The following is a 19,417-nucleotide window of genomic DNA, read 5'->3' as shown; positions in this document are numbered from 1 at the left end:
GCTGCCTCCTTAGTCTCTTAACTGCGGGTTGAATACCTGGTCAAGACCGGTGTTCATCAGGTTAAGAGAGAATGAAATAAGTGCGATTACAAGAATGACCGGGAAATATGCCCACCATGCACCATTTAAGTGCGCATTGTACTGGGTTGCCCATTGCATCATAAGACCAAGTGTTGCGGTCTTTGTGGTTGCCGGTCCAAGTCCGATCATAGAAAGCTGTGCCTCTGCCAGAATTCCGGAGGAAATCTGGAGAATGAAGGCCATAACAACGTAGGATGCAACGTACGGAAGGATGTCGGTAAGGACAATCCGCAGCATGCTGTGGCCGGACAGTTTGGAAAGGTTTACATGGTCACGGTTTCGAAGAGAAATAACCTGGGAACGTACGGAACGTGTTGTCCACGGCCATGCTGTAATTCCGATCAGGAGTGCCACCATCATGATTCCCCTCTGAGACTCACCTACGCTGTAGGAGATGAGGATCAAGAGAACGAAGGATGGGATAACGGTGAACAAGTTGGTAAAGAACAGAATCAGGTTGTCCACAAAACCTCCAAGGTAACCTGCAAGAAGTCCGAGGAACAGTCCGATCACGGTTGCAATGATTCCCGCAACCAGACCAATTTTCAGGGATGAACCTGTTGCAGAGATCAGCTCAGTCAAAACATCACGACCAAAGTTATCTGTACCAAGCACGAAGGTCTGACGGTTAATGACATCTTTTTCATTGATGTACTGCTTGCTGTCGATGCTCTGAACCTCTTCCAGCTCACCGGTCTCTTCATTTTTCTCGGCAATAATGGTTGGAACATCCTCTAAAATACCGTCGATTTCGTTGTCGAGACGCTGATATTTTTTCTTTTTTGCTGCGATAAGGCCTTTCTGTTCTGCATTTGGGTCATATTTTTCCTCCCAAAGCGCAATCAGACCTTCTGCGTCGGTAACATCGATTTCACTGGCATCTACACCGCCGTATTTTTCCAGCCATTCTGCCATCATAGAACGGTTGTCCATTGTCAGTTTGCTTTCAACGATGGATGCGGTTGCATCAACATTCATCTTATACGTTTTGCCGGAATTTACGGTGTCCTGAATCGAAAGATAGGTACCCGGTTTGAAAAAGTTTCCGTTTCCGATCATTGCCAGCGGATCTTTTGCCACAACAAACGGATAGATGATAATGGTCAGGAGAATTGCCAAGAAGATTACAAATCCTGTCACGAATTTTCCTGAATGAAAAATCTGTTTGATTGTATTTTTCATAGCGTATTCTCCTTTCTAATCCTGCTGGGATGCTTTGACACGTGGGTCAATGACTGCATACAGAAGTTCAACAAGCAGGTTGGCCAGCAGAACCATGATGGTAATGATTAACGTACAGGCAGAAAGCAGCGGATAATCCTGGCCGGTAACTGCTGAGAGCATTGTCGTTCCAAGTCCCGGGTAACTGAATACCATCTCAGCTACCAGGTTGCCGCCGATCATGGTACCAAGGGACATTGCGAGACCGGTGATCTGCGGAAGCATTGCGTTACGGAACACATATTTCACAATCGTATGATCCTTGATACCAAGGAAACGACTGTATTTTACATAGTCAGCATTCAATTCATAAATTGACATCGAACGCATACCAATCGCCTGGCCGCCGATCGTGATGATTACGATAGACCAGAATGGCAACTGGTAATGTGAAAGCACAGATTTCATAAAAGCAAGGCTCATATGCGGAATCATACTGCTCGCATAGCCGCCTGCTGCAGGTGCAATATGTAATTTCAGTGAGAAAATAAACAAAAGTACGGTCGCCATACCAAAGGCAGGTACGTTACTGATAAACAGGAATGCCGGAAGGATTGCCTTGTCGAAAACACCTTTCATATAAGCTGCAATTGCACCAAGCAGGTTACCAAGAATCCATCCAACAATAATGGCCGGAAGCTGTAAACATATGGTCCACAGAACCGAACTGGAAATAATATCGGATACGGTACGCGGATACTGGCTGAAAGAAACGCCGAAATCACCGCGAAGTGCATTTTTTACCCAGGTAAAAAACTGGACATACATTGGTTTGTTAATACCAAATTTTGCTGCATAGTCTTCATATACTTTCTGAATTGCAGTCGCATCGGTCATACCTTCTACCGATTTGGACGCAATAGTTGAAACCGGATCACCCGGCATCAGACGCGGAAGAATGAAGTTCAGCAGTACCGCAAAGACTAACGTCAGAAGATACCACAAGATCTTCTGCGTATAATACTTTTTCATTCCTTTCATAGAAGAACCCTCCTTCTGATTTTTAAAAGCGGCCGGAGCACCCCGGCTCCGGCCGCCTCTGTTACAATTCAGTATGAACTTTCTTTCTGTTTGGCAAATCAGCCGTCAACCAGTCCCAGATTGTACAGTGCTGCTACGCCATAACCATCGGTGCAGTCCATCGGAGGAACGTTACTTCCATCGTCTTTCTGCGGATAGTTGGTCCATACGGACTCGTTTACTTCGTGGAATACCTGCGGTCTGTACATCAACGGTACACACGGGCACTCTTCCAGCATAATCTTGGAAAGTTCTGTATAGTAATCTTTCAGTTTTGCATCATCGGTCTCATGAGGAATTGCTGCAAGGATTTCATCTACACGGTCGTTCTGATAATGACCGAAGTTACCACTGAAGTTAACCTCAAGATCGTTGTAATCAGAGCTCATGAAGAAACGGCATCTCATGTACGGGTTAGCAACTGATGTACCAGGACCGGACTGCATGGTGATTTCGAAGTTTCCGGTACTGTAATCCGTGCTGTAGTTTGCTGCTTCCGGGAAGTAGGTCTCAATGTTGATACCAATATTCTTTCCTGCTGCTGCTACGATTTCAAGGGTTGCATTCCAGTCAGACCATCCTGTCGGGCACTCAGCCTTATAGGAAAGGTTCTTTCCGTTGTACTCACGGATTCCGTCTCCGTCGGTGTCTACGATTCCGGCATCGTCCAGAAGCTTCTTAGCACCTTCTACATCGGCATTGGACCACTGATACTCTTTTAAGGCATCCTGATCCACCATAGCCTGCTCAGCATCGGTCGGGTTCATGACAGAACGCGGAACATCTGCGAAGGTAGGAGACTGTCCGGACATTGCTGAAGAAATAACCTGATCGTAGTCAACTGCCATAGCGATTGCCTTACGAACAGCTACCTGATCCAGTCCTTCTACTTCTGTATTAAAGAACAGGGTAGGCATTGTCATACACAGCTGATACGGTGCTTCATCAACATAGGTAGAAATCGGAAGATCCTGCTCTAACCACAATTTCTGAAGGTCTGTGATGAATATCTGTGCCACATCAATATCACCATTCTGGAATGCGGTGGTAGCTGCTGCGTTATCTTTAAAGATCGGGTGAGAAATATATTTCGGAACCGGAAGCTTACCCCACATGGAATCTGCCTGTCCCCAATAATTATCATCGCGGATCAGAACTACGTTCTGGTCATTGTCAAAGTATTTTTTGTACGGTCCGGAAGTTACCAGATCGTCCATCTTATCCATTTTAATTGCTTCAGCATCGTTGTTGTTTCTGTCAGCTACGGTCTTTAAATAATTTTCCTGCATGATGTAGAGCATCGGCAGATATCTTTCCGCGAGAACCGGGTTAACTGCTTCGCCGGAGTCATCGGTTGTCAGTTTGAAGACTACGGTACTGTCATCCTGTGCAACAACATCTGCAATGTAGCTCTTCATTTCAGCGCCGGTAGAAGAATTGTAATCTACATGTGCATGATAGGTAGCTGCTACATCTTTTGCAGTAACCGGTGTGCCGTCATTCCATTTTGCGTCAGCTTTGATTTTCACTGTGATCTCGGTACGATTGTCGTTCCATACTGGATCTCCGTCTGCAAGCAACGGATACATTTTTGCATCCAGTGGATTCCACATATAAAGAGTTTCATAAACAAGTACACGTGAAGCATCGCCCTGTGCTATAACCATTGCATTGTTTGAGTTTGCGGACATTGGGTTGTAATCGTTGACGGTACCCCACTGCTGTCCTGCGAAGTAAAGAGTTTCATTTCTTGGAGCTCTCCTACCACATCATCTGAACCTGTGGTATCTTCGCTGGAAGCATCTGCTGTGCTGGAAGATGCTGCTGTGGCATCGCTTGATGCATCTGCTGTTCCGCTGGAGGATGCTGTTGTTCCTCCGGATGATGCTGTTGTTCCTCCGGATGAACCGGTGCTTGTACTTCCGCTGTCTCCACATCCGGCAAGCATCGTTCCTGCCATTGTCACTGTCATTAACAGTGCAAGGACTTTCATGTTACGCTTTTTCATACTTTTTACCTCCTTAAGGTTTTCGTTCTTGCTTGATGAATTCATTATACACAAAGACTGTTAGAAAAACAGTGTCTATTTTTTGTTTTTGGTGTTCTTTTTTTGTTTTATGTTGGTTAAATTGCTCATTTTACTCTTTTTAACTCCCTTTGTTCTGCTCATTTTTCACATATCCATTTTCGCAACATCTGCACTATTTCGTCATTATGATTATTTGTGCTATTTTTCCGTCTTTTCCGACATTTTTCCGTTCGCTTTTTCCATCTCTTTGTGCTATGATGAATATCGTATCAATTTCAGGAGGTTTTTTCTATTATGAATACTGTTTCTCATAAGTACCGACAGTCAGCGCTTCTGCTTCTGACCGCTGCGATCTGGGGTTCTGCCTTTGTCGCACAGCAGACCGGTATGGATTATGTCGGACCTTTTACGTTCAACGCGGCACGAAACCTGCTCGGCGGACTTACGCTTCTTCCGCTGATTGTCTTTTTCTCCTCACGTAAAAAGCGAACCCTACCGCCAGATGCTTCGTCAGAAAATACCACACAGCCAAAAACGCTCTGGGCGGGCGGTATTCTCTGCGGCATCGCACTGTTTGTCGCCTCAACCCTGCAGCAGATCGGCATCCAGTACACAACCGTCGGAAAGGCCGGTTTTATCACTGCACTTTACATCGTACTTGTTCCGGTCTGCGGCCTGTTCCTCCGAAAACGTGTACAGCCGAAGGTCTGGCTCGCAGTTCTCATTGCCGTCGCCGGTCTCTATCTGCTCTGCATGACAGACGGATCCTTCTCTTTGCAGAAGGGCGATCTTCTTGTGCTTGCCTGTGCGCTCGGATTTACCGTACATATTCTGGTTATTGATCATTTTTCTCCGCTTGTCAGCGGCATCAAAATGTCCTGCATTCAGTTTTTTACCTGTTCGATCCTGTCCGCTGTCTGTATGGTTCTCTTTGAAACCGTAAACTTCTCCGATCTTCTGCACGCCTGGATGCCGATTCTCTATGCCGGAATTCTCTCTTCAGGTATTGGCTATACCCTGCAGATCATCGGGCAGAAAGGATTAAATCCTACCATGGCTTCTCTGCTGATGAGCCTGGAATCCGTTTTTTCTGTTCTTGCCGGTTGGATTCTCCTTCATCAGGCTCTCTCCGCTCGCGAGCTCTCCGGCTGTATTCTGATGTTTGCAGCGATCGTGCTGGTACAGCTTCCGAACTTTCACAAAGCCAATGCTGTTTCCTGATGTTATTCCTTTTTCAGTGTAAGAAAGATTTCTGTTTTGCGAGCTTCTTTCTTACGGCAGCTTGCTTTAATGACATAATTCCCCTCCGCCGCAGTGTGATCCTGCCCGGAGGGCTTTTTTTACGCCATCCGAAAATTTAACCGAATCGAGTAAGTCCCCTGCTTCCATTGCGAATATCCGCCTGCCTAACATTTTTATAGCATAAAAATACAAAATTCTGCATATTGATTGCAGGATTTTTTAATTCGTGCTACACTGTTTTTATTGTACCAATAAGCACTTATTTTTATTAGGAGGTTCTGTCATGCCCGTTTTTGATTTCAGCAATTCCCCGGAAAAAGCAAAAGTTTCCGAATGTACGTATACTGTTTTCCGCACAAACGCACCGTTTACTTCTCCGGATCAGCCGATCCTAATTCTGGATACAAAAGAGAAGGCTTTCCCGCATCATCCCTGTGGTATTTTCACAAACCCATCCAAACGGACCTCGTTTGAATTTAAAGACGAAGAAGATGCCTTCATTGCCGACATCCTTCAGATCGATGCCCGTTTTGTCAGCCTTTTAAAATGGCTCGGTGAAAACCATATCAATGTCCGCCTTTCCGGTACACAAACATCCGACGGTTATGCAGTTTACAAAATCCGCGAGATCGCTTTCGGTGGCGGCGCAAAGCTTTCGGCTGAGGATGGATTTTTACAGTTTATGATTGAACGTCTCCTCGCCAGCAATGCACCGGAAGAAGAAATCGAAGATGAAGACCAGGAAGAAACCGGTGACAGCATGAAACTCACCAGCATCCAATCCATTACTGATTTTATGAACTGTGCCGGAAGAACACTGCCGGATAATATCCGCCTTTGGGCGCGTCGAAATCTCGCTGTTGCCCGATCCCACGAGGTTTCTCCGGAGGAGCGTCGTCACGCACAGCGCGCTCTTTCCATGATGATGAATATCCAGTGGAAAAGCAATTATTTTGAAGCCATTGATCCGGTAGAAGCACGCCGGATCCTTGATGAAGAACTGTACGGCATGGAACGCGTGAAGCAGAGAATTATCGAAACTATCATTCAGATTAACCGGACTCATACACTGCCGGCCTATGGTCTGTTGTTGATCGGTCCTGCCGGAACTGGAAAATCACAGATTGCTTATGCCGTTGCGCGTATCTTAAAACTGCCGTGGACAACACTCGATATGAGTTCAATCAATGACCCGGAACAGCTGACCGGAAGCTCCCGCATTTACGCAAACGCAAAACCGGGAATCATCATGGATGCTTTTTCCATGGCCGGCGAATCCAACCTCGTCTTTATCATCAACGAACTCGACAAGGCTGCCTCCGGCAAGGGTAATGGAAACCCGGCAGACGTTCTGCTGACCCTTCTTGATAATCTTGGTTTTACCGATAACTATATCGAATGTATGATCCCGACCGTCGGTGTATACCCGATTGCAACCGCAAACGACAAGGACCAGATCAGTGCTCCGCTGATGTCCCGCTTCGCTGTGATTGAAATTCCGGATTACACACCGGAAGAAAAGAAAATCATTTTCTCCCGCTATGCACTTCCAAAGGTGTTAAAACGTATCGGTATGAAAGAAAAAGAATGCATTCTGACGCCGGAAGGACTCGATGCCGTAATCTCCTGCCACGAAAACACAAGCGGTATTCGTGATCTTGAGCAGGCTGCTGAACATATCGCAGCAAATGCACTATATCAGATAGAAGTCAACCACGTTTCTTCTGTTGCCTTTGACGCAGAAATGGTACGTGAACTGCTCTTGTCCTGCTGATCTGCCTTATTTTCTATTTTGAAGGCGTATCAGGGTACGGCGAAAACCAGTGACGCAACAATTCACGCTCTGTGGTGCTGAAATTTTTTGCATTATTTTAGAGTGTGCTGTAAAATAGTTTCCTGTCCCCTCAGTCTGTACTTTCGGGCAGGGAACTATTTTATTTCTCCAGATATTTTCATAAAAGAAAGCCCCTGACACTTTCATGTCAGGGGCTTCCTTTCGGTCAATTCAGAAAATTTATTTCTGCGGACCAGCGGAAACAAGTGCTTTACCAGCAGCGTTTCCTTCGTATTTTGCAAAGTTCTTGATGAATCTTTCAGCCAGATCCAGTGCTTTGGTCTCCCACTCGGAAGCATCAGCATAGGTATCGCGAGGATCCAGGATAGCCGGATCAACGCCCGGAAGTTCAGTCGGAACTTCGAAGTTGAAGTACGGAATAGTCTTCGTCGGAGCTTCGTTGATAGCACCGCTTAAGATTGCATCGATGATTCCACGGGTATCACGGATGGAGATACGTTTTCCGGTTCCGTTCCAGCCTGTGTTAACCAGGTATGCTTTTGCTCCGCTCTTCTCCATTTTCTTAACAAGCTCTTCTGCATATTTGGTTGGGTGCAGTTCCAGGAATGCCTGGCCGAAGCATGCAGAGAAGGTAGGAGTCGGCTCGGTAATTCCGCGCTCGGTTCCTGCAAGTTTTGCAGTAAATCCGGACAGGAAGTAGTACTGAGTCTGCTCTGGTGTCAGAACAGATACTGGCGGAAGTACGCCGAATGCATCTGCGGACAGGAAGATAACATTCTTAGCTGCCGGTGCAGAAGAAATCGGGCGAACGATGTTCTCAATGTGGTTGATCGGATAAGATACACGAGTATTCTCGGTTACGCTCTTATCATTGAAGTCAATTTTGCCTTCTGCATCAACAGTAACGTTCTCAAGCAGAGCGTCACGTCTGATTGCGTTGTAGATATCCGGCTCAGACTCTTTGTCCAGGTTGATAACTTTTGCATAGCAGCCGCCCTCGAAGTTGAATACTCCGTTGTCATCCCAGCCGTGCTCGTCATCACCGATCAGAAGACGTTTCGGGTCTGTGGAAAGTGTTGTTTTTCCTGTTCCGGAAAGTCCAAAGAAAATTGCGGTGTTCTCACCGTTCAGGTCTGTGTTTGCAGAGCAGTGCATGGAAGCGATGCCTTTCAGCGGCAGATAGTAGTTCATCATGGAGAACATACCTTTCTTCATCTCTCCGCCGTACCATGTGTTGATGATAACCTGCTCACGGCTTGTGATGTTGAATACTACTGCTGTCTCAGAGTTCAGACCCAGCTCTTTGTAGTTCTCAACTTTTGCTTTGGATGCGTTGTATACAACGAAATCCGGCTCGAAGTTCTCAAGCTCTTCTGCTGTAGGTTTGATGAACATGTTAGTTACGAAATGTGCCTGCCAAGCTACCTCAACGATGAAGCGGATAGCCATACGGGTATCTTTATTTGCGCCGCAGAATGCATCTACAACGAACAGTCTTTTGTTGGAGAGCTCTTTTTTGGCGATCTCTTTTACTGCTGCCCATGCTTCCTGGGTTGCCGGATGGTTATCGTTTTTGTACTCATCAGAAGTCCACCATACAGTATCTTTCGAGTTCTCGTCCACAACGATGTATTTGTCTTTCGGTGAACGGCCTGTATAGATACCGGTCATAACGTTAACTGCACCAAGCTCTGTCTCCCGGCCTTTTTCATAGCCTTCCAGCTCTGGTTTTGTCTCTTCCTCAAATAACTGCTCATAAGAAGGGTTGTACACAATTTCTGTGGTACCGGTGATGCCATACTTTGTTAAATCGATCTGTGCCATCTTGTAATTAACCTCTTTCCTTTGATAGTAATACTGCTTCATTCTGCAAAATGCAGAAATTTGAAGGTATCCTTTAGAAGAAACCGGACCAGCCGGCCTCTTCTACTCTAATTATACATAAAAGGCCAAAAAAATCAACTGAAAATCTTCCGTTTTTTTACAGAACGTGTCCCAAAATCTGTAAAAATTTTATAAACTTCGATTTTTCGAAGTTTTCTGACAATTGCATTTTTGTACACTTCATCCTGCAAATTGACATTTTTTGATTTTTTATGTTATAATATTAATAATTATGTTCGGAAAGAAGTTTCTTTATGTATTACGATCTGACCCGCGGGAAAATCTCCCGCTCTCTTATCCTGTTTGCCCTGCCGATGATCGCAGGAAATCTGTTGCAGCAGTTTTACAACATTGCCGACACCCTGATCGTCGGACGCGTTCTCGGAAGCAATGCGCTCGCCGCCGTCGGCTCCTCCTATACGCTGATGACGTTTCTGACTTCCATTTTTCTCGGCCTGTCGATGGGCGCCGGTGCGCTCTTTTCGATTTATCAGGGACGAAAAGATCTTTCTTCTTTAAAACTTTCGATTCTCCACGCGTTTCTGCTGATCCTTGCCGTTACGCTCGTGCTGAATCTCGCTGTTTATGCAGGCATCGAGCCGATCCTTACGTTTCTTCGCGTCCCGGATGAAGTCCGTCCCGGCATGCGGACGTATCTTCTGATTATCTTTGCCGGCCTTATTGCAACATCCGTATACAATTTCTTTTCCTGTATGCTGCGCGCGCTCGGAAACTCTTCTGTGCCGCTGATTTTTCTCGCTGTCTCTGCTGTGCTGAACATTGCACTGGATCTGCTCTTTGTCGCTGTACTGCCGTTCGGCATCGCAGGCGCGGCGCTCGCTACGGTTCTTGCGCAGTATGTGTCCGCCGTCGGTATTCTGCTCTATGTGCTGCTCCGCTGCCGCATGTGGCTGCCGTCAAAAAAAGAATGGCGTTTCAGCATTCCATTTTAAAAGAGATTCTGAATCTTTCTTCGATGACCTGCATTCAGCAGTCGGTCATGAATTTCGGCATTCTGATGGTACAGGGGCTCGTCAACAGCTTCGGTCCGGCGGTCATGGCGGCATTTGCGGCCGCGGTGAAAATTGATACCTTTGCCTATCTGCCGGTGCAGGATTTCGGAAATGCCTACTCCACTTTCACCGCACAGAATTACGGGGCCGGAAATCACGAGCGGATCCGGCGCGGCACGAAAGATGCTTTTGCACTGAGCGCTGCTTTTTCCATCGTCATTTCTCTGCTTGTCAATCTGTTCGCGCATCCGCTGATGCAGATTTTCGTGAAAGCATCAGAAATGGAGGTCATCGCGATCGGCGTACAGTACCTGCGGCTGGAAGGCTCGTTCTATCTCGCATCGGATGGCTGTTTCTGCTGTACGGGTATTACCGCGCTGTCAAACGCGCCGAGATGTCGGTTGTTCTGACCGTCATTTCGCTTGGCATGCGTGTGGCGCTGGCATACCTTTTCTCCGCCACGGCGCTTGGCGTTGCCGGAATCTGGATCGCTATTCCGATCGGCTGGGCACTGGCTGATATGACCGGACTTTTCTTCCTGCGGCGTGCATTCCGATCGCAGAAGCCTGCATAAGTTCCGAATCTTATATCGCAGTACGGTTTTCTGCGGATAAACTGCGGAACTGCCCCGGCGTCTGGTGCATGCGTTCCTGGAAGACGCGGTTAAAATAGCTGATATTTCGGAATCCGCAGTCGCTCGCAATCTTGCTGATCGCCTCCTCGGTGGAAAGCAGCAGCCGGCAGCTCTCGGCAATCCGCAGGTTATTGACATACGTCACGGCGGAAATATGCATAATCGACTTAAAGAAGCGGCAGAAAGCGCTCTCACTCATATGAAACTGGCTCGCCAGTTCCGCGATTTCGAGATTCTCACAGAAATGAGCATTCATGTATGTGAGGATCTCTTTCATTCTGCTGACACGGTAATTCGTCGAGGCATCCGTTTTTCCGCCGTTCTTTTCTGCCGCACTGTAATATCCCTGCCAGATTTTCAGAAGTTCCGCTTTTAACAGCAGCTCCCAGCCCGGTTCTTTTCTTTCCTGCAGATTTCGGATCTCCTGCATGGCCTGTGCCGTTTTTTCTGCAAGGCGTGTCCCCCGCTCTGTCTTGGATGGAAAACGGATCTCGGAGGACAGCACTGGTTCGATATACTGCTGCTGGATCCGGTCAAGCGATGTGCCGGACAGAAAACGCGGCTGGAATACAACGGCAAGAAACGTAAATTCCTGTCCGTCGATTCCCTCTACCTCATGCAGACGGTTTGCATTGACAAAGGCGGTCTCCCCTTCCCGCAGGAGAAAGGTCTCGGTATCCATATGAAAAACAGCTTCGCCCTTTACTGCATAAAAGAGCTCCACTTCCTCATGCCAGTGGCAGTACACCCGCACGGTACTCTGCAGGTCTGTCTCGAAAACGTGAATGCTCAGCGGAAAAAGCTCATCACCGTGGGGCTGTGTTTCTTTTCGGTAATTCATCTGTGAGAGCATATTTTTGTCTCCTCTCTTGTTTTGCTCTGCTGTCCCAATTGTAACACGAACTTTGCGATTCCGGCAAGTTTCCATGTTCTGCCGGAGAATCGCCCTTCCATGACCGTATTTTTCCTTCTTAAATGATAATAATTATCATATTTTATCAGCTTATTGACATTTCTTTTCATCCGCGCTATATTTTAGATACCCCGATAGGGTATGTGATTTCAAATTTTTCATCAAACTCCAGGAATACCGTCCGGCACGCTTTCGTTTCGCTGTATTCCCGGAAGAAAGCAGGTATTGTATGATTAAAACAGTCTTAAAAATTGATGGTATGATGTGCGGCATGTGCGAATCCCATATGAACGATGTAGTCCGCAAGAGCTGCTCTCCAAAAAAAGTAAACTCTTCTGCAAAAAACGGCGAGACCGTTGTCATCAGCGAAGCGCCGCTCGATATTCCGTATCTGAAACAGCAGATCAAGGACATCGGATATGAGCTGGTTTCGTATACGAGTGAGCCGTATGAGAAAAAGGGATTTTTCCATTTCGGACGATAAGCGGATTTCATGCCTTTCCTTTTGCAGTTTGTGCGTCGGAAAAAAAGCACCTTTTCAGAAGTTTATTTCCTTTTGGAAATCTGCCTCTGAAACGGTGTTTTCTATTTTTTATCTATGATTTGATCAGCCGCAGCAGCATCCGCAGGACGGCGGCGTTTCTTTCTCCTCTTTTTTCGGAGATTCTGCGCCCAGATCGTACCAGGTCGGGTCGATGTCGAATCTGCGGTTGTTTCCAAGATAGATCGGATGGGTCGGGTCTGAGGACAGGTAGGCGCGCTCGGTCGAAACCTTCCACTGTGCATCCCAGTCAATCTTCGGAAGTGCCAGATCGTAGTGTGTGCTGGCGCAGAAGCCGTCTTCCTCTCCCTCAATTCTTCCCTGGCGGATGATGGCTGCAAAATCTGTGTGATGTGCAAATGCCGGAATCTGGTACAGATCTTTTAAGTAATCCGAAACATTTTTCAGATCCTGCACACGGTATTTCACCGGTCCGAGGTAACGGGAATATAAGAGGTCAAAGCGCACAAGGGTAACATAAAGCGCTGCGTCTGCCTCGGTCACAAAGTCTCCTGCCAGGAAACGGGTGGCTCCAAGTGCTGTTTCGAGCTCTTCGAGGGCTCCGTAGAACTGTTTTGCACTTTCTACGTACTGTGCCAGTTCTACGGCATTCAGCATCGTATCCAGCGGCCCGGCGATCTTTTTCTTTACTTCTTCAGCGGCTGCTATGGACGATTTTGCATTTGCTGTTGGTGACAGCTCCGGTCCGTCCGGCAGTTCGCGGATTTCGGCAAGAATCGTCTGATAATCTTCTTCTCTAGTATCAGCCAGCGGCGGAAGGCTTGCCGGATCTATTCATCTTGTCAATCTCTTCCCGCAGCTCCACCGGATACAGCTCCGGCGCGCCTTTTTTGTGCCATGGGCGGAAGTTGACCTCGAAATAAGTGGTCAGCCAGTTGTAATCGTTGTTGACTACCTTTCCCGTCGTTGTGTCGATCAGCGCCGGAACGGTCGTTCTTCCCTGGTAATCATCATCAGCACGGTAATACGCCTCAGAGATGAACTGATCGCCGAGCACCGGTCGATGTGTTTTCATTGTAAACGTATTCCCAGCCAAGGTTTTTCTCATACGGGGCATGTTCTACCATATTGACGGAAATCTGATCTTCCAGGCCCTCCAGCTCTCTTACGATCGCCGCGCGGTTGGACCAGTGGCACAGCTTTGCCCAGACGAGACGGTATCTCTTATTACCTTCTGCCTTCAGATCGTTTTCACCGTCGCCGAACGGAGTCGTGAAGTGATTCGGCTGTCTGCGGAAATAGCCGTTTTTGTCGATCTCCGATACGGTTTCTTTTGGTCTTACGCGGATTTTTCTTCCATTTACAATCTCATAATCATAATTCGCCATTGATTTTCTGCCTCTCTTTCGCGTGTTCTATCGAATGAATTTTCAAATAGGAAAGCTTTTGTTTTCCTATTATTTCGCTATGTTTTCTATGCAGTTATCATACCATATCTGTCTGGTTACGTCTAATTGCTAATTCTTTGGAGTGGCTATAGAATTTTCTTATAGTAAAAGGCCAGTGCCGCATTCTCTGCAAATGGGCACTGGCCTTGTTTTCGGCGCTTTTTGTTTTTCAGATTTTTCCTTCCCGGCGCAGATACGCAAGAAAGCCGTTGCATCCCTCCACGACATCGCGGTACGTCGCCTCAAAATCTCCCGTATACCACGGATCCGCAATATCGCGGCCGGAACCGGTGAAGGAAAGAAATTTGTAAACCTTTCCATCCGGATCATTTTTCAGCATCCGATTCAGATTGCGGATATTCGCGGTATCCATGCCGATGATGTAGTCGGCGCGCTCGTAATCCTTCCATGTAATCTGCTTTGCGTGATGCGGCACGAGCGGAATGTGCTCCTCGCGCAGTTTATTGACTGTCCCGTAGTGCGGCGGATTGCCGATCTCCTCGCGGCTGGTGGCGAAGCTGTCGATTTCAAAATTGTGGGCAAGGCCGAGGGAATTTACTTTGTGGGTGAATACGCTCTCAGCAAGAGTCGAGCGGCAAATATTGCCGTGGCAAACAAATAATATTTTTATCATGCCTTAAAAACTCCTTGAAAATGCTGATTTTCCTTGATTTTACGCCACTTTATACGATTTGCTGTGATAGAGTGTTTTCTTCGTTTTCGTCGCATATCGTGGCATAAATTCGTATATTTTGTCATCCAAATTTAGTAAAAATCTTAGTAAAACAGCTCGATTTTCTCATTTTACTAAAGACTTTTTCCACTTAGGTTATCTTTTAGTTGTATCAATATTTTTAAATTTTAAGCCATTTTAGCATATTTGCCAAGTTCTTCCTTAGCATCCTCTGCTCCCAGATGCGTATATGTATTCAGGGTAACTCCTATATCAGAATGCCCCATTAAATATTGAAGTGTCTTGGGATTCATTCCACTTTTTGCCATGTTGCTGCAATAGGTATGTCTGCAAACATGAGGTGTGATCTTTGGTAATTGTTCCTTATAGATTCGATTATGTTTTGCCAATGCCCACTCAAAATGTTTTTCCCAATGTAATGCAACTTCCGGCATATCCTTCTTATCCAAAAACAAAAATCCCTTATATCCATCAATCACAGGTTCCTTCTTGGGCTTTTTCCGATTTTCAACAATACGCTTAAAACATTCATACACTTCTTCGGTCATAGGAATGATTCTGGTTCCACTTGATGTTTTCGTATCCTCAATAATATACTTCATTCCTCTGGTCCTTTGAGCTGATGATTTACACTTATTTGTTTTTCTTCAAAATCAATATCGGAAAGTGTCAATCCGCAAAACTCTGAAATACGAAGTCCGGTTTTAAAAAGGATAAACATACCATCATAGTATCGTTTATAATGCTCATCATTCTTAATAAATTCCAAGAACTTTCTTTCTTGTTTTCTGGTTATGGCTTCTCTTGTTACACTATCGTTAACAACTACTGTACATAGTTGAAACTCGAACGGATTTTTACGAATCAAATCATCGTCTACAGCCATTTGAAAAGCAGGTCTTACCACTCCTCGGACTGAATGAATGGTGCTATATCCCCTACCATCTGCCTGAAGCTTAATCAACCACGCTTTTGCATCTGATAGTTTTACCTTATCAATCCTTTTGGCACCAAATTCCTCTTTCTTAATAATGTTGATAACAAAGTTATAATTCGCTTCTGTATTATGACGAACACCTGTCTTTTGACCGATATACTTCTTTACCAACTCAAGAACTGTCAAATTGTCACCATATGGAGTAATACCATCATTTATATCTTTTAAAACGGCTTTTTCCTTCTCTCTAAGTGACTGACAGGGTCTTCTTCCTGCCGGAAGTGGATCTGTCGATTCTAGCTTCCAACTGTAAAGGAATTTTTGCTTTCCAAAGCAATCTGTATAAACAAATGCATATCTTCCATCCGCTCGCTGGCTTTCTCCGTTTCGTAAAATACGTCCTTTCTTATCACGTCTTTTCTGATTGCGATTTCTTTCACTCAAACGCCTTCGCTCCTTTCTACGAAGAAGCCCTAGCACGACAATCATATTATATCATACCAGGGCGGCATTTACCACTTTAAAGTGATAAAGTTCTATATTTCTTTTATTACTACAAGGAAGTTGTCTGATTAAGGAATTCCTCAAATTTATGTCGGTTTATCAATGATTTATTCCCCACCTGAACAGTAAAGCAAAAATCAGAATCAGCATTTTCAGATATTAACATCCTTATCTTCTTTTCTCCAATTCCAAAATATTGAACTGCCTCATCAACTGTTAGCATATATTTCTCCCATATTGGAACCATCTTTCCTTTCACTTTTGCCTCTGTATTATCTATTTTCAACACCTCCATCTTTCTCATAATAAGTAGCACTTTATCTGCCCATGACAAACAGGAACCCATGCTCCTATCTCTCATCAGCAGATAACAAAAGATCCATACAGGTGGCAGGTCATTACTCTGCCCACATCGGTATCGCACCGTCATCCAAATTGACCGGATCTCTCCGGAAGTATCATTATCACAGATATGCTTCATCGCCCTGTGTAACTGCTACACATTTTGCCAAATTCTTCTCGCTCCATACCTTTGCTTCAATGTAGTTTTTCAACATTCCCTCACGTTCACTCAAAAAGAGCAGGCATCTCTTGGCGAACCTGCCTAGTGGCTCCACATATCCTCACGTCCTGTATGCAATCAGTATTCAGTTGTCAAGGTACAGGGTGCATACGCACCGATCAGCGAATGGAAAGGGACACCGCTGACCGCCTGCTATGCAACTTCAAAAGCCAATATTTTCGTAATCAGCTTTGTTTCTAATCTGCGACGTAAAGTTTCATCAACACAGTAATGCGGATTCCCGCACTCATCATAGAGCTTTCTTGTAGACAGAGCTGCAATATACCCCTCGTAATGTTTTAAAACCTCATTGATTGCTTCCACATCGCCGGAAGCTGCTGCCGCAATGATATGGTAAGGCAGCAACTTTGAACATTTACTTGATTTCTCCATTCCTGATTCCCTCCATAATCTTTTTTAATGCCTGGAGTGAGCTTACCCGGTGATGATGAATGGTACTTCTGACAAGGTTCATGTGCTTTGCAATCTCCGTATCTGTCATATCCAGAAAAAAAGACAGCAAAATAACATTCCGCTTCTTTTCCGGCAGATACTTCAATGCTTCACTGATCAGCTCGTCCTTTACCTCAATATCATAATCAAGGACACGAAATACCTCTGATTCTGCTATGTAATCATCCTCAGTATTCAACCGACTCAACTCCTCCTGCGTTAGTTCCGAGAAAGAAACTTCATGCTTCTGCCGATAGCTTCTTGCCCGTTCATAGTCAATCATTTCATTCTTTAACAAGGTTTTGCAAAAGCTGTCAAACTGTTTCCTTATTCTTAACTGCTTTTCGGAAGAAGATTGCTCCATAAGAGTTCACCTCCTTCCGCACCCATTTGGAACAGAGTGAAATATCTCCCTTTCACTCCGTAGCACGAATGAAAATATGAACAGCGTCGAAAAATCGACAACTTTTTGAAAAAAATTTTATGTATATAAAAAACGCCCTTGCAGATACATACCCACAGGACGCTTCCTATATCTGATATTGAATTTTTACCACACAATCCAAGTGCGTATAGTGCACTTTCAATGATATACTTTGCCGCATCTGCTGAGATGCGACCTATAAAATTACCTTTCCACGCAAAATGCCGGACAGGTTCCTAATAACATAAAAATATCCTCTAAACTGTTCAGAACACATAACTCTCCCAAACATATTCAAAGGACAAAACAACGTGAAAAAACCTTTGAATACTGCGTTTTTTTATATGCAATATCCAAAGTTCCTATATTCTATTAGTGCATTATATCCCTTTCTTAAAGTGAATTATTAGTGCATTTCCAAACTAAAACGTGCACTATACACTATACATGGAGGTGCATATATGGCTAAATCTAAGAAAATTGATAAAGACATGGGTTTTCGTCTTAAAAAGGCTAGACTGGATCAAAAGCTGACATACGATGAGTTATCAGAAATGTCCGGTGTTTCCTCAAGGTATATCAAGGAAATTGAAAATCATGGCAATATTCCAAGCCTTGAGAAATTGGGGCAACTGATTCGTGCATTACATATCTCCGCTGATCCTTTCTTTTATCCGGCAGCTCCAACCGACAATTTGGATTATCAAAGGCTACTGGTCTATCTCTCACAATGTACAGAAGAACAGATAACAACGATTCTTGCCATTGTGGAAGCCTATCTTCGGACATATAACAAACCCACAAATTAGAATAGCAGAAAGATTTTGATTTTAACTTGATTGTTTCTGAATTATTCTGGAGAAAAACAGGGTGGAAGTTCCATGATCGGACGCTCCACCCTGCTTACTTATTTCATTATTGTATTCAATAACTCTTTTACCTTAACACTCTCTTTAACAATCCCAAGTCCAGCAAGTATCTGTACTGCATCTACTATCCCCTGATAATAGGCTCTCTGTTGTTCCTGAAAGTGTGCATGGTCTACAATATCCATATAGTTTTCTAAAAAATTTCTCTGCTCTATAGAAAGGTCAGATAAGAATTTTTCATATTTCTGGTTTTCTTTTTTCAGTTCCTTATCCGCCTTCTTTGCTTCCTCTGTCTGTATGGAATACTCCCGTTCGCCTGCATCGCTTCGAAGCTCCTCAAAAACATCAGATAATCTTTCAAATACTTCATTCATTTTGTGTCCACCTTTCTCTAAATAAGTATTGCATTTTACAGGCAGTATTATCAATCCTTAAATTTCTTACAACAATATTTTTCCGTACTTCATCTTTAGAAGTATATTATCAAGATTATTCCGTAAAATCAATCATATGGCACTTCATCTTTAGAAAGTTGGTGATGATATGAAAATTTACTGGAATAAAGAAAGCAATTCCAAAAATCTGATAGGTCAGAGAGTAAAGGAATTGCGAACTGAAAGGCAGCTATCGCAAAAAGCACTGGCAGAACAGCTCCAACTTGCCGGATATGAATTTAGCGATTTGACCGTATTACGAATAGAACAAGGGACACGCTTTGTACCAGATTATGAAGTGGTTGCCCTTGCTGAATTTTTCCATGTATCTTGTGAATATCTTTTAGGTGTCAGAAGCGAAAAATAAGCAGTGATCTGTATTTCTTCTTTACAGACCGCTGCTTAAATTTTTGTTGAAACGATAGCCTACACCCCATACCGTCTGTATGTAGATTGGCTTGCTTGGGTTATCTTCTATCTTTTCTCGTATGTTGCGTATATGGCTCATGACGATGTTGTAATCACCGGAATAGGGTTCTTCCCAGACAAGATCATAGATTTGCTCCTTGCTAAACACCCTACCCGGACTACTTGCTAACAGATACAGTATTTCAAATTCTCGATTTGTAAGCGTAACTTCTGTATTCCCAATAATAACACTTCTTTTCGATAAATCTACTATCAATTCGCCTATTTGAATATTTTTTGTTTCCTGAAGCATATTACACCATTCAAAATTCTTGCTATTACTTATTATT

The 19,417-nt window shown here is 44.6% G+C and carries 20 protein-coding genes and 2 pseudogenes; 6 read left to right on the top strand and 16 right to left on the bottom strand.

Features of this window, described 5'->3' with window-relative positions:
* Nucleotides 1-9: 9 nt before the first annotated feature.
* From DWZ60_RS09505 to DWZ60_RS09490, 4 genes are all read right to left on the bottom strand, one after another.
* On the bottom strand, nt 10-1,263 hold the full coding sequence (locus tag DWZ60_RS09505) for an ABC transporter permease (RefSeq protein ID WP_117805092.1): 1,254 nt from the start codon (nt 1,261-1,263) through the stop codon (nt 10-12).
* A 15-nt stretch (nt 1,264-1,278) separates the two neighbouring features.
* Entirely contained in the window at nt 1,279-2,283 is a 1,005-nt protein-coding gene (locus DWZ60_RS09500; RefSeq protein WP_117510332.1) for an ABC transporter permease, read from the bottom strand.
* 98 nt (nt 2,284-2,381) lie between these two features.
* A complete protein-coding gene (locus DWZ60_RS09495; protein WP_158576377.1) occupies nt 2,382-3,935 on the bottom strand; it encodes an ABC transporter substrate-binding protein in 1,554 nt (517 codons plus the stop codon).
* A 44-nt stretch (nt 3,936-3,979) separates the two neighbouring features.
* Nucleotides 3,980-4,330, bottom strand: coding sequence for a hypothetical protein (locus DWZ60_RS09490; protein ID WP_119221571.1), 351 nt, complete (start codon nt 4,328-4,330; stop codon nt 3,980-3,982).
* A gap of 315 nt (nt 4,331-4,645) precedes the next feature.
* Here DWZ60_RS09490 and DWZ60_RS09485 point away from each other — a divergent pair, with 315 nt between their 5' ends.
* A complete protein-coding gene (locus DWZ60_RS09485) occupies nt 4,646-5,572 on the top strand; it encodes a DMT family transporter (RefSeq protein WP_119221570.1) in 927 nt (308 codons plus the stop codon).
* Nucleotides 5,573-5,876: 304 nt separating this feature from the next.
* Nucleotides 5,877-7,367 carry an AAA family ATPase gene (locus tag DWZ60_RS09480; RefSeq protein ID WP_119221569.1) on the top strand — a complete coding sequence of 497 codons (1,491 nt, stop codon included), beginning with the start codon at nt 5,877-5,879 and terminating at the stop codon, nt 7,365-7,367.
* 240 nt (nt 7,368-7,607) lie between these two features.
* On the opposite strand, the gene pckA is transcribed toward DWZ60_RS09480, so the two are convergent.
* Nucleotides 7,608-9,212, bottom strand: coding sequence for a phosphoenolpyruvate carboxykinase (ATP) (gene pckA, locus DWZ60_RS09470; RefSeq protein WP_118594912.1), 1,605 nt, complete (start codon nt 9,210-9,212; stop codon nt 7,608-7,610).
* Between the two features lie 314 nt (nt 9,213-9,526).
* Here pckA and DWZ60_RS20785 point away from each other — a divergent pair.
* Nucleotides 9,527-10,859: pseudogene (locus DWZ60_RS20785) on the top strand (MATE family efflux transporter).
* Nucleotides 10,860-10,869: 10 nt separating this feature from the next.
* Here the strand turns inward: DWZ60_RS20785 and DWZ60_RS09460 are convergent.
* Nucleotides 10,870-11,772, bottom strand: coding sequence for an AraC family transcriptional regulator (locus DWZ60_RS09460; RefSeq protein ID WP_158576375.1), 903 nt, complete (start codon nt 11,770-11,772; stop codon nt 10,870-10,872).
* A gap of 289 nt (nt 11,773-12,061) precedes the next feature.
* Between DWZ60_RS09460 and DWZ60_RS09455 the strand changes: the two genes are divergently transcribed.
* On the top strand, nt 12,062-12,316 hold the full coding sequence (locus DWZ60_RS09455; RefSeq protein WP_022461058.1) for a heavy-metal-associated domain-containing protein: 255 nt from the start codon (nt 12,062-12,064) through the stop codon (nt 12,314-12,316).
* A gap of 123 nt (nt 12,317-12,439) precedes the next feature.
* Here the strand turns inward: DWZ60_RS09455 and DWZ60_RS09450 are convergent, their stop codons facing one another.
* From DWZ60_RS09450 to DWZ60_RS09420, 8 genes and pseudogenes are all read right to left on the bottom strand, one after another.
* Nucleotides 12,440-12,991, bottom strand: coding sequence for a glutathione S-transferase C-terminal domain-containing protein (locus DWZ60_RS09450; RefSeq protein ID WP_119221567.1), 552 nt, complete (start codon nt 12,989-12,991; stop codon nt 12,440-12,442).
* Nucleotides 12,992-13,136: 145 nt separating this feature from the next.
* Nucleotides 13,137-13,409, bottom strand: a complete 273-nt coding sequence (locus DWZ60_RS18125; RefSeq protein WP_243038278.1) for a hypothetical protein — start codon at nt 13,407-13,409, stop codon at nt 13,137-13,139.
* On the bottom strand, nt 13,366-13,722 hold the full coding sequence (locus DWZ60_RS18120; RefSeq protein ID WP_243038277.1) for a hypothetical protein: 357 nt from the start codon (nt 13,720-13,722) through the stop codon (nt 13,366-13,368). The genes DWZ60_RS18125 and DWZ60_RS18120 overlap by 44 nt, the downstream gene beginning before the upstream one ends.
* A 229-nt stretch (nt 13,723-13,951) precedes the next feature.
* Nucleotides 13,952-14,416 carry a low molecular weight protein-tyrosine-phosphatase gene (locus DWZ60_RS09440; protein ID WP_118601752.1) on the bottom strand — a complete coding sequence of 155 codons (465 nt, stop codon included), beginning with the start codon at nt 14,414-14,416 and terminating at the stop codon, nt 13,952-13,954.
* A 227-nt stretch (nt 14,417-14,643) separates the two neighbouring features.
* A pseudogene (locus DWZ60_RS20780) lies at nt 14,644-15,902 on the bottom strand (integrase DNA-binding domain-containing protein).
* A 64-nt stretch (nt 15,903-15,966) separates the two neighbouring features.
* On the bottom strand, nt 15,967-16,221 hold the full coding sequence (locus tag DWZ60_RS09430) for an excisionase (protein ID WP_243038276.1): 255 nt from the start codon (nt 16,219-16,221) through the stop codon (nt 15,967-15,969).
* Nucleotides 16,222-16,632: 411 nt separating this feature from the next.
* The gene (locus DWZ60_RS09425; RefSeq protein ID WP_117946804.1) at nt 16,633-16,872 is read right to left on the bottom strand and encodes a helix-turn-helix domain-containing protein; all 240 of its coding nucleotides are present in this window, start codon (nt 16,870-16,872) and stop codon (nt 16,633-16,635) included.
* Entirely contained in the window at nt 16,856-17,296 is a 441-nt protein-coding gene (locus DWZ60_RS09420) for an RNA polymerase sigma factor (RefSeq protein WP_075680336.1), read from the bottom strand. Before DWZ60_RS09420 ends, DWZ60_RS09425 begins: the two co-directional genes overlap by 17 nt.
* A gap of 521 nt (nt 17,297-17,817) precedes the next feature.
* On the opposite strand from DWZ60_RS09420, the gene DWZ60_RS09415 reads away from it, so the two are divergent.
* Nucleotides 17,818-18,165: a helix-turn-helix domain-containing protein gene (locus DWZ60_RS09415; RefSeq protein ID WP_087418849.1), complete on the top strand. Its 348-nt coding sequence runs from the start codon at nt 17,818-17,820 to the stop codon at nt 18,163-18,165.
* A 98-nt stretch (nt 18,166-18,263) separates the two neighbouring features.
* Here the strand turns inward: DWZ60_RS09415 and DWZ60_RS09410 are convergent, their stop codons facing one another.
* Nucleotides 18,264-18,599: a hypothetical protein gene (locus DWZ60_RS09410; protein ID WP_119221566.1), complete on the bottom strand. Its 336-nt coding sequence runs from the start codon at nt 18,597-18,599 to the stop codon at nt 18,264-18,266.
* A gap of 169 nt (nt 18,600-18,768) precedes the next feature.
* Here DWZ60_RS09410 and DWZ60_RS09405 point away from each other — a divergent pair, with 169 nt between their 5' ends.
* Complete coding sequence (locus DWZ60_RS09405) at nt 18,769-19,026, top strand: helix-turn-helix domain-containing protein (protein ID WP_118489394.1); 258 nt, start codon at nt 18,769-18,771, stop codon at nt 19,024-19,026.
* A 21-nt stretch (nt 19,027-19,047) separates the two neighbouring features.
* On the opposite strand, the gene DWZ60_RS09400 is transcribed toward DWZ60_RS09405, so the two are convergent.
* The gene (locus DWZ60_RS09400) at nt 19,048-19,380 is read right to left on the bottom strand and encodes a winged helix-turn-helix domain-containing protein (RefSeq protein ID WP_199669411.1); all 333 of its coding nucleotides are present in this window, start codon (nt 19,378-19,380) and stop codon (nt 19,048-19,050) included.
* Between the last annotated feature and the right edge of the window lie 37 nt (nt 19,381-19,417).

The organism is Blautia sp. AF34-10 (genome assembly GCF_003477865.1).
Lineage (GTDB): Bacteria > Bacillota > Clostridia > Lachnospirales > Lachnospiraceae > Fusicatenibacter > Fusicatenibacter saccharivorans.
The sequence above is the reverse complement of the archived record's forward strand: the minus strand, read 5'-3'. Positions and strand labels throughout refer to the sequence as shown.

Bases quoted from the DNA above. Each gene is read 5' to 3' on its own strand.
- DWZ60_RS09505 (WP_117805092.1), bottom strand. From the start codon at position 1,263: ATGAAAAATACAATCAAACAGATTTTTCATTCAGGAAAATTCGTGACA.
- DWZ60_RS09500 (WP_117510332.1), bottom strand. From the start codon at position 2,283: ATGAAAGGAATGAAAAAGTATTATACGCAGAAGATCTTGTGGTATCTT.
- DWZ60_RS09495 (WP_158576377.1), bottom strand. From the start codon at position 3,935: ATGTGGAATCCACTGGATGCAAAAATGTATCCGTTGCTTGCAGACGGA.
- DWZ60_RS09490 (WP_119221571.1), bottom strand. From the start codon at position 4,330: ATGAAAAAGCGTAACATGAAAGTCCTTGCACTGTTAATGACAGTGACA.
- DWZ60_RS09485 (WP_119221570.1), top strand. From the start codon at position 4,646: ATGAATACTGTTTCTCATAAGTACCGACAGTCAGCGCTTCTGCTTCTG.
- DWZ60_RS09480 (WP_119221569.1), top strand. From the start codon at position 5,877: ATGCCCGTTTTTGATTTCAGCAATTCCCCGGAAAAAGCAAAAGTTTCC.
- pckA (WP_118594912.1), bottom strand. From the start codon at position 9,212: ATGGCACAGATCGATTTAACAAAGTATGGCATCACCGGTACCACAGAA.
- DWZ60_RS09460 (WP_158576375.1), bottom strand. From the start codon at position 11,772: ATGCTCTCACAGATGAATTACCGAAAAGAAACACAGCCCCACGGTGAT.
- DWZ60_RS09455 (WP_022461058.1), top strand. From the start codon at position 12,062: ATGATTAAAACAGTCTTAAAAATTGATGGTATGATGTGCGGCATGTGC.
- DWZ60_RS09450 (WP_119221567.1), bottom strand. From the start codon at position 12,991: ATGCTGAATGCCGTAGAACTGGCACAGTACGTAGAAAGTGCAAAACAG.
- DWZ60_RS18125 (WP_243038278.1), bottom strand. From the start codon at position 13,409: ATGAAAACACATCGACCGGTGCTCGGCGATCAGTTCATCTCTGAGGCG.
- DWZ60_RS18120 (WP_243038277.1), bottom strand. From the start codon at position 13,722: ATGGCGAATTATGATTATGAGATTGTAAATGGAAGAAAAATCCGCGTA.
- DWZ60_RS09440 (WP_118601752.1), bottom strand. From the start codon at position 14,416: ATGATAAAAATATTATTTGTTTGCCACGGCAATATTTGCCGCTCGACT.
- DWZ60_RS09430 (WP_243038276.1), bottom strand. From the start codon at position 16,221: ATGAGAAAGATGGAGGTGTTGAAAATAGATAATACAGAGGCAAAAGTG.
- DWZ60_RS09425 (WP_117946804.1), bottom strand. From the start codon at position 16,872: ATGGAGAAATCAAGTAAATGTTCAAAGTTGCTGCCTTACCATATCATT.
- DWZ60_RS09420 (WP_075680336.1), bottom strand. From the start codon at position 17,296: ATGGAGCAATCTTCTTCCGAAAAGCAGTTAAGAATAAGGAAACAGTTT.
- DWZ60_RS09415 (WP_087418849.1), top strand. From the start codon at position 17,818: ATGGCTAAATCTAAGAAAATTGATAAAGACATGGGTTTTCGTCTTAAA.
- DWZ60_RS09410 (WP_119221566.1), bottom strand. From the start codon at position 18,599: ATGAATGAAGTATTTGAAAGATTATCTGATGTTTTTGAGGAGCTTCGA.
- DWZ60_RS09405 (WP_118489394.1), top strand. From the start codon at position 18,769: ATGAAAATTTACTGGAATAAAGAAAGCAATTCCAAAAATCTGATAGGT.
- DWZ60_RS09400 (WP_199669411.1), bottom strand. From the start codon at position 19,380: ATGCTTCAGGAAACAAAAAATATTCAAATAGGCGAATTGATAGTAGAT.